This window comes from Desulfosarcina sp., from assembly GCF_041551955.1.
GTDB lineage: Bacteria > Desulfobacterota > Desulfobacteria > Desulfobacterales > Desulfosarcinaceae > Desulfosarcina.
Window position 1 is genome coordinate 1 of record NZ_JBFELV010000285.1, and the last position, 6,367, is coordinate 6,367.

At 57.1% G+C, this 6,367-nt stretch carries 5 protein-coding genes; 2 read left to right on the forward strand and 3 right to left on the reverse strand.

Annotated elements, in window-relative coordinates; translation table 11 throughout:
- Positions 1-151: 151 nt before the first annotated feature.
- The gene (gene amrB / locus ABYV26_RS17940; protein ID WP_372682727.1) at positions 152-1,003 is read right to left on the reverse strand and encodes an AmmeMemoRadiSam system protein B; all 852 of its coding nucleotides are present in this window, start codon (positions 1,001-1,003) and stop codon (positions 152-154) included.
- A 228-nt stretch (positions 1,004-1,231) separates the two neighbouring features.
- On the opposite strand from amrB, the gene nifU reads away from it, so the two are divergent.
- Both nifU and nifS read left to right on the forward strand, forming a co-directional pair.
- A complete protein-coding gene (gene nifU, locus ABYV26_RS17945; RefSeq protein WP_372682728.1) occupies positions 1,232-2,056 on the forward strand; it encodes a Fe-S cluster assembly protein NifU in 825 nt (274 codons plus the stop codon).
- Positions 2,057-2,059: 3 nt separating this feature from the next.
- On the forward strand, positions 2,060-3,229 hold the full coding sequence (gene nifS, locus ABYV26_RS17950) for a cysteine desulfurase NifS (protein WP_372682729.1): 1,170 nt from the start codon (positions 2,060-2,062) through the stop codon (positions 3,227-3,229).
- A gap of 82 nt (positions 3,230-3,311) precedes the next feature.
- On the opposite strand, the gene ABYV26_RS17955 is transcribed toward nifS, so the two are convergent.
- Together ABYV26_RS17955 and hypB are read right to left on the reverse strand one after the other, a co-directional pair.
- Positions 3,312-5,219, reverse strand: coding sequence for an LTA synthase family protein (locus ABYV26_RS17955; protein WP_372682730.1), 1,908 nt, complete (start codon positions 5,217-5,219; stop codon positions 3,312-3,314).
- A gap of 126 nt (positions 5,220-5,345) precedes the next feature.
- Entirely contained in the window at positions 5,346-6,131 is a 786-nt protein-coding gene (hypB, locus tag ABYV26_RS17960; RefSeq protein WP_372682731.1) for a hydrogenase nickel incorporation protein HypB, read from the reverse strand.
- Positions 6,132-6,367 lie beyond the last annotated feature (236 nt).

The window sequence follows — 6,367 nt, forward strand, 5'->3', positions numbered from 1 at the left end:
AAACGAAGGGTTCAAGGAGTCCAGGATTCAAGGGGTCGAGGGTCTTTTTCCCGGCGACCGTATCCAAGCACACAGCATCCGGATTACTTTTGACAGGCTGGCTTTAAGACGCTCCAATTCTTGGTGCCACACTTGACCCCTTGGACCCGTTTCAAAAAAGCATCCCCACATACCCCACGAAACTGTCTCCCGGACTTTTCTCGTAACTGGTGGCGTAGGCCAGCTGGTGGGCCTTTTGGGCACCCAAGGCCTTGCCGACGGCGATGGCGGCGGCGGCGGCCCCGCAACAGCAGGCATTGTCATTGGCAAGGCCCTCGCGGATTACCGCTTCCGGGTCCATGCGGATCATGGCATCGATCACGCGCCGATCGTTTTCGTCGCGCACCCACTCCACAGCTCTTGAACCGGCGCCCTTTGCGGTGAAACCATAGTTGGGGCCGTAGTGGGTCAGATCCGTTGACCCGATGACGGCCATGCTGAGACCCAGTTCCCGGGCCGTCTCGACCACTGAATTGGCAAGCACCAGGGTTTCGGCCGTCGGCGGCACGCCCATGGCCACGACCCGGGCGTGCTTGAAAAAATAGCGGATAAAGGGCATTTGAAGTTCGATGGTGTTGTCCTGTTGGAAGCGGGTGGGGGTTTCCGTGTGAAAGGCGTACCGGCGGGTCAATTCGCCGGCCAAGGCCGTGTCCACCGCGATTGGACCAAAGGGGGTCTCCCATTCGCCCTCGGGCATGATCGTGCGCGGAGAACCGCTGTGCAGGTGCATGCCGAACACAACGACCACATCCGGAGATACGGCCCGGGCCAGCCGGTGAATCACGTTGCAGGCGATGCTGCCGGAGAAGAACCAGCCGGCGTGGGGAACGATGCCTCCTATGGGGGTGGCAAAGGATACAGACTGGTTTTTGCCCGCTTCGAGAAACTGCTGGATCTGGTCTTCACAGGCCTGTCGGTCCGCTGGATACCAGCTTCCGGAAAAGACGGATTTCCTCAGATTCATGACAGTGCCTCCCTTTTTGCCTTGACCCTTAAAAGCGCTTTTTTATACAGCCTTTTGGCTTTTCGATGGTTTAAAATTCTGTCATAGAAAAACGGCAAGGTCACGACTTTTTTTTTGAAAGATCGTGCTTATCGTATAGCGTGCAACATAAACGGGCGGTGTTTTGCTTCGCCGTGAACCCTGCGACGGAAACGATTTGACAGTACCCCATTCAACCTGGAGGACAACATGTGGGATTATACGGAAAAAACGAAGGATCATTTTCTCAACCCGCGGAATGTCGGCTTTATCGACGATTTCGACGGAATCGGTGAGGTGGGCTCCCTCTCATGCGGTGACGCGCTCAAATTGACCTTCAAGTTGGGCGACGACGAACGGATTGCAGACGCGAAATTTCAGACCTTTGGTTGTGCCAGCGCCATCGCCTCCTCGTCGGCACTGACGGAGATGATCAAGGGTATGACCCTCCAGGAGGCGGCCAAGGTCACCAACGATGACATTGCCGATTACTTAGGCGGCCTGCCCAAAGAGAAGATGCACTGTTCGGTCATGGGTCGGGACGCCATGGAAAAGGCCATCGCATACTATCGCGGTGAAGCCGAGAAAAAGATCGAAGGCGAGATCGTCTGCGAGTGCTTCGGCGTGTCCGATGTGCAGATCGAGCGGGCCGTGAGGGAAAACGGCCTGACCAGCATTGAGGACGTCACCGATTATGTGAAGGCCGGCGGGGGCTGTGGCAACTGCCACGACAAAATCCAGTTCATCATCGATACGGTTTTGGGCAACACCCCCCGGGCCGCCAAAAAACCCGAAGCGCTGACCAACATCCAAAAAATCAAGATGATCGACGCCACCCTGGAGCGCGAAATCAAACCGGCCCTGAACCAGGACGGCGGGGATATCGAGTTGGTGGATGTGGACGGCAACCGGGTGATGGTGAAACTGCGGGGCACCTGTGCTTCGTGCAGCAAATCCCAGATTACCCTGAAACATTACGTGGAAACCAAACTCAAGGAATTGGTTTCCCAGGAGCTGGTCGTCGAGGAGGTGTAGCGGATGAAACCCATTTACATGGACAATAACGCCACCACCCGCGTCGCACCTGAGGTGGTGCAGGAGATGCTGCCCTACTTTTCCGACCTCTACGGCAACCCGTCCAGTATGCATGCATTCGGCGGCAACGTGGGCGCCAAGCTCAAGGCGGCCCGTGAACATGTGGCCACCTTGCTGGGGGCGCAGCCCGAAGAGATCCTGTTCACGAGCTGCGGCACCGAAAGTGACAGCACGGCCATTCACGCAGCCATTCGGGCCCACCCGGAGAAAAAACATATCATCACCACCCGCGTGGAGCACCCGGCGGTAAAAAACCTGGGTGAACACCTGGCCAAGAACGGCTATCGGGTCACCTTTGTACCGGTGGACCGGCAGGGGCGCCTGGATTTGGATTATCTGTACAAGAAACTGTCCGACGATACGGCTATCGTCAGCGTCATGTGGGCTAACAATGAAACCGGAACGATTTTTCCCGTCGAGGAGCTTGCCAAAACGGTGCGCGAGCGAGGCATCGTCTTTCACACCGATGCGGTCCAGGCGGTGGGCAAGATTCCGATCAACATGGCCGACTCTGCCATCGACATGCTGTCCGTCTCCGGACACAAGCTGCACGCACCAAAAGGCATCGGCGTTCTCTACATCCGTAAGGGAACCAAATTCGCTCCCTTTCTCATGGGGGGGCATCAGGAAGGGGGGCGCCGGGCAGGCACCGAGAACAGCGCCTCCATCATCGGTATGGGCCGTGCCGCCCAACTGGCCATGGAATACTTGAATGACGAGAATACGCGGGTGCGGGCGCTGCGGGACAAACTGGAGACCGAACTGCTCAAACGCGTGCCCAACAGCATGGTCAACGGGGATCCGGACAACCGCCTGCCCAACACCACCAGCATCGCTTTCGAGTTCATCGAAGGGGAAGGCATCCTACTGCTGATGGACCAGTACGGCATCTGTGCCTCCTCCGGTTCTGCCTGCACCTCCGGATCATTGGAGCCATCCCACGTGCTGCGGGCCATGGGCGTGCCCTTCACCGCGGCCCACGGCTCCATCCGCTATAGTCTGAGCATATACAACACCGAAGAAGAGATCGACTTCGTCATCGACAAGATGCCGCCAATCATCGAACGCCTGCGCCAGATGTCGCCCTTCTGGCAACAGGCGCAACGCGCTTGAAAAAGAACGTGGGCGGCAGGTTGAACCCACCGCCCACGCGGGCTTCTATTTCGTGGCCGCGCCTTTGTCTGGTTTCGCAAGGTTAGAGCTTCTCCTTGCTCGAAGCAGCACGGCTTTTTGAATCGACGATTTCTGGTGGGCGGTGCGTGACCAGCGAAGCAGCCGGCTCTTTGTCTGGTTGAGGTGGGTACGCCGGATAATCGGTCGAGTATCCCTTTCCAAATAAGACATCGTACTGCAGTATCTCGAGATCCTTGATCCAGGGGGATGAACTGACTTGTTTGAAGGATTTCAGATTTCCCTCAGGGCTCCCGACGAACCGGCGATGAAGCACCGAATAATCCTGAATACCTTGCCACAGATGATAAAAATGGCCCGGCAATTCAATCCCCATCTGATGCAGCAGCAGACCCGGTAGGTGCGACGGGCTGAACCTTTTCGGAATGTCCAGGGCGTCCAACAGATTCGGCTTGTTGGCCCACACCAGACCCGGTACGGTTGCCATGCGGTAGTCCCTTTCGGTTTCGGACATGCTGCCGTCGCTCGAATGGGCCAGCAGCTCCCACCCCAAGGCCGGTTGGTGATCGCCAAAAAAGACGCAGATGACCGGTTCGGGTCTGCTTTCCAGATATTTCAGGAATCGGGCCAGCTGCCGATCGGCATCCCGCACACCGGTCAGGAAGGCCGACAGCGACTCCAGCAGATGGGGCGGAAAGTCACCCTCCACCCGAACGATGTCGTCCTGGTAACGCTGATGATCGTGGGGTCCATGGTTCTGCATGGAGATGGCATGCATAAAGTAGGGCTCTTTGACGGCATCGATGAGTTCGATCATCTTGTCCACCATCGATTCGTCGGAGATGAACAACCCCCGCTTCACCGGATTCTCGAAGTCGTCGATGGATACGAACCGGTCGAAACCCAGATTGCGGTAGGCTTCGGTGCGGTTCCAGAACCAGGGTTCATAAGGGTGCACGGCAAGGGTCTGATATCCCCGGTCACGGAGAATCGAAGCGATGGAGGGAACCGGATGCTGCAGGTAATGGTCATAGGGGACGGACCCGCTGGGCAGCAACGCATGGCTCAAGCCCGTGAGGGCCTCGAACTCGACCAAGCTGGTGTTCCCGGCTACCGTGGGTGAGATTAGCGTAAACGAGGGATGATGGGCGGATAGCCGTTGCAGGTTTTCCCACGGATTTTCGGATGTCTGAAAAGGCATGCCGAAAAGGTCGGAGAACGATTCACTCATCAAGATGACTAAACTGACCGGTTTTCCGCGATTTATGATCGGCGCCTGGCGCAGTTCTTCGTTGTGCACGAGCAGCCGGTTGACCAGCGCTTCTCCGTAGTCCTCCGGTTGATGGATTAACATCGGCGAGACATTCATGGAAAATGCCAGGAAAAAACCGTTGGTCCGGTAATTGACCGGCTGTTCCCAGGCAATGTTTTGCACCCGCCACATCCCCGGCAGATGGGTCCGCAAGTCGGTGAAGAAAAGTCCCAAACCGCCCAGCGCCATGGCCATGAGGGCTGCGCGCATTTTCATGGATACGCGGCCATTGCGTTTCCGCTGCAGCCACCAGGAACCTATGCAGAGCAATATCAGCAGCGCCAGCAGAATCCAACCAAACGTAAAGCCGGACATCAAGGCCTCGCCCAAGGCCAGCATCTGGCGCGCATACATCAGGTCCCAAGCGAAAAAGGGCGTTTGCAGCGCAGTCAGTTTCACGGCGTTTACCAGCGCCATGAACAGCATCAGGCCCGTGCCGATAATAATCCCGGTCCACCGTCGACCGGTGATCGCGACCCACAGGCACATAACCAGAACAACCGCCAACAGGTTGAGCGCCAGCTGCAGGGGTTGTTCGATGACCCAGAGTCCGACATCCTGAAGATGCGGGCGTGCCAGGATCTCCGTCAGCAGAACACAACTGAAAGAAATAAGTAAGGGCCAGCGAATGGCAATGGGGACAACCGATTTAGTGTTCATGCGGCGTGACCACCGGAGACTTCATTAGAATTGGGTTGGCATATTGTAAGCACCCCATGAAGTCTTATCACTCTGGAGGCGATCGTCAAGAAAATAGGATGCGGTGAAAAAAGCCATGGGGGCAATTCACGACTTTTTTTTAGCGTCGACGGCCGCCTCGATCCAGGCGATCCAACCGTCGAATCCAGCTTCGGTCTTGGCCGAGATCTCGAATACCGGCATGCCGGGGTGGATCTTGGCGATGGACGAGCGGGCCAGATCCATGTCGAAATCCAGGTAGGGCAGCAGGTCGATCTTGTTGAGCAAGGTGGCGTCGCACTGCCGGAACATCAGCGGGTACTTGGCCGGTTTGTCCTCGCCCTCGGTGACCGACAGCACCACCACACGCTTGTCTTCGCCGATGTCGAACTCGGCCGGGCAGACCAGGTTGCCGATATTCTCCACGACGAGCAAGTCGATGGCGTCCAGGTCCAGGTCGGCCACGGCCCGTTCCACCACGTGGGCCGCCAGGTGGCAGTCGCCCCCGAAGGCGTCGGTGTTGATCTGGGTCACCGGCGCGCCGGACTGGGCCAACCGGTCGGCATCGTGGGTGGTGCAGATGTCGCCCACGATCACCGCGCAGCGCAGGTTGGGCATGATGTGAGCCAGGGTCTTTTGCAGCGTGGTGGTTTTGCCGGAGCCCGGTGAACTCATCATGTTGAGCACGAAGACCTTTTTCTCGGCAAAAACGGTGCGCATGCGCTCCGCCATGACGTCATTGGCATCAAGCACCCGACGAACCACCTTGATTTCACGGGTTCCCGATTTGCGGGACGCCACGTCATGGCCATGGTCATGGCGACCATCGTGGGGGCCGTGTTTTTTATGATCGTGATGATAGCGTTGGGTTGTGCGATTGGTGAAAAACCACATAATTGATCCTTAATTAGCTATTAATGATTCATATTTCAAACAGTTGCGTAGGAAACCCGAGATCAAGGCTTGCGAGTCCCGAGGAGCGAGGTGTACATGAAGCTGCTCCGCAGTGACGAAGAATGAAGCGTAGCGCAGATATCGGGCTTCCTGCGCAACCGTTAGTTTTCGTCTTCGATTTCAATGGACTTAATGTCCAGTTCGCGGCCGGAAAGAATGTCGATGGCCCCGCTCTG

Bases quoted from the DNA above. Each gene is read 5' to 3' on its own strand.
- hypB (WP_372682731.1), bottom strand. From the start codon at position 6,131: ATGTGGTTTTTCACCAATCGCACAACCCAACGCTATCATCACGATCAT.
- nifU (WP_372682728.1), top strand. From the start codon at position 1,232: ATGTGGGATTATACGGAAAAAACGAAGGATCATTTTCTCAACCCGCGG.
- ABYV26_RS17955 (WP_372682730.1), bottom strand. From the start codon at position 5,219: ATGAACACTAAATCGGTTGTCCCCATTGCCATTCGCTGGCCCTTACTT.
- nifS (WP_372682729.1), top strand. From the start codon at position 2,060: ATGAAACCCATTTACATGGACAATAACGCCACCACCCGCGTCGCACCT.
- amrB (WP_372682727.1), bottom strand. From the start codon at position 1,003: ATGAATCTGAGGAAATCCGTCTTTTCCGGAAGCTGGTATCCAGCGGAC.